The sequence below is a fragment of the Vibrio sp. 1402 genome (assembly GCF_033340275.1).
Genome location: NZ_JAWOWE010000169.1, coordinates 1 through 812, shown reverse-complemented (window position 1 = coordinate 812; position 812 = coordinate 1). Strand labels below are relative to the sequence as shown.

General features: G+C 47.8%; 1 protein-coding gene. It reads right to left on the bottom strand.

Annotation, left to right across the window (positions count from 1 at the left end; all coding sequences use genetic code 11):
* Positions 1-812: HAD-IC family P-type ATPase (locus tag R7044_RS24865; protein WP_225455954.1), on the bottom strand; the 812-nt coding region annotated here is incomplete at both ends.

The following is an 812-nucleotide window of genomic DNA, read 5'->3' as shown; positions in this document are numbered from 1 at the left end:
TCAATCAAATGAAGGATGCGGTCAATGGCATTTTCACCTTGGCGGGAGGTCACTTGCACCTGCACTACTTTATCGACTACCACAGCCCCCGCCATGATTTTCCCGCCTTCTTCATGCTCAACAGGAACTGATTCACCGGTCAATGCACTTTCATCAAAGCTGGCTAACGTCGTCATCAATACACCATCAGCTGGCAAACGACCGCCAGGTGCCACTTCAATGACGTCCCCAGGTTGAAGCTGAGACGCTGGTACTTCTTTGCGTACACCATCAATGATCAGCGTGGGGTTTTCTGGTACCAAATCCATTAAGGCCTGAACGCCACTTCGAGCTCGCGACGATGCGTATGCTTCTAGCTTTTCACCAATAAGGAAGAGCAATAACACCATCGCGGCTTCTGCGGTTTCACCTAAGTACAACGCACCTAATGCAGCAACACTCATCAGTGTTTCAATGGCAAATGGTGTGCCACCACGAGCCAGTTTGACGGCCTTACGGGCAATAGGATACAAACCCAGCAAACAGGTTAAAGTAAAAATCCAGCTACTAAGCTGAGGGTTGATGCGTGCGACTAGGCCCGCAAATGCCATAGCACCTGCGATCGATAAAATCTGTAGATTGTCTTGAACAAAACCGAACCAGCCTTTGTTCTCTTTCTTTTGCTTTGGTTTATCCAGCGCAGAAAGCGGGAAACCAGTTTGGCGCGCTGTTTGTTCAATGATCGAACTTAGAGAATGGTCATCAAAATCGACAACTAACTTTTCTGTAGCAAAAAGGACTTTGGCATTCGTAACGCCTTGCAATGACATGAT